This window comes from Neobacillus drentensis (assembly GCF_036962765.1).
Lineage (GTDB): Bacteria > Bacillota > Bacilli > Bacillales > Cytobacillaceae > Neobacillus > Neobacillus drentensis_C.
Genome location: NZ_JBALOS010000039.1, coordinates 46,530 through 47,654, shown reverse-complemented (window position 1 = coordinate 47,654; position 1,125 = coordinate 46,530). Strand labels below are relative to the sequence as shown.

The following is a 1,125-nucleotide window of genomic DNA, read 5'->3' as shown; positions in this document are numbered from 1 at the left end:
CAAAAAAAAGATAGTCAAAAAGAATGGAAGAGTGTTAGGCTTTTAATGGACTTTATTAACCAATATTTATATTTTGAAGGAAAGTATTCCTTAAAATTTTCAATGTTATGATTAATAATGGTTTACCCCATGTTTTAAAAGGTTAATAATAAAAATATATAAATGAACGTTTTGAAATGAGGCATAGTGGATGAATGAACTTGAATTGCTCGAAAGAATAAACATTCTTGAATACCATCAAAAGTTATTATTAAAGTTGCTCAATGATCCGAAGCTCGAATTATATAAACTTATCATTGAAAATGGAATAACTGAACAGGAAGCAGGTCAGTTTTATTTTCTATGTGATAATATGAACAAAAAATTTGAAGAACAAAAAGCGGAAGGGTACATATACTTCCATCCGCTTTTTCATGAGTTATCATCATCTTTACCACCAAAATTAAACATTAAGGATGTTATTAAGGCATGTATAACACAGAAGATTTACCTTGCCCTTTTTCAGGAATTGGATAAATACTTATAAAACAGTATTAAACCAGTTCTTGTTCAGTGTTTTTTGCTTTCTTGAGCACCCCGTCTTCTTCAACAAAACTACTTTCAATATTCTGAAAAGAACGCTCAAAGATTTCCATGAAATCTTCACCATAGATATTGCGGACAATTGCCATCATTTCAACTATTTCTGGAAACTTACCATATAGGTCACGAAGTGGCAAAGCACCTGAAAAGACAGCATTTTCACTTGGCTTATAGTTTTCCATTAGCTGAAGTAGCATATTTTCTCCCGCTTCAGTAAGCTGAATATAGGTATTGCGTTTGTCATTTTCCTTTTTGGAAAATTGGAGTAATCCTCGCTCTTCTAACTTTTTCGAAAAATTAAATGCTGTTGAAACATGCATGACTCCGAACTTAGCCACATCCGAAATGGAAGCACCGTTTAAATGATGGGCAATCATTAGAATATGATGTTCGTTAATATTTAAATCAAAAGGCTTTATCCACTGCTGCCAGTCTTTCTCAATCGATTTCCATAAGGCTTTACTTAGTTGCGCAATTCTTTGACTAAAAAGCATCGCTTCCTTTATTGAATATTGTTTCTCAGTCATCCCCATTTTCACCTAC

The 1,125-nt window shown here is 32.6% G+C and carries 2 protein-coding genes; one reads left to right on the top strand and one right to left on the bottom strand.

From position 1 onward, the window contains the following. Positions 1-190: 190 nt before the first annotated feature. The gene (locus V7137_RS06645; RefSeq protein WP_335697344.1) at positions 191-526 is read left to right on the top strand and encodes a DUF1878 family protein; all 336 of its coding nucleotides are present in this window, start codon (positions 191-193) and stop codon (positions 524-526) included. 7 nt (positions 527-533) lie between these two features. Here V7137_RS06645 and V7137_RS06640 read toward each other — a convergent pair whose 3' ends face one another. Continuing rightward, complete coding sequence (locus V7137_RS06640) at positions 534-1,109, bottom strand: HTH-type transcriptional regulator Hpr (protein ID WP_335697343.1); 576 nt, start codon at positions 1,107-1,109, stop codon at positions 534-536. Between the last annotated feature and the right edge of the window lie 16 nt (positions 1,110-1,125).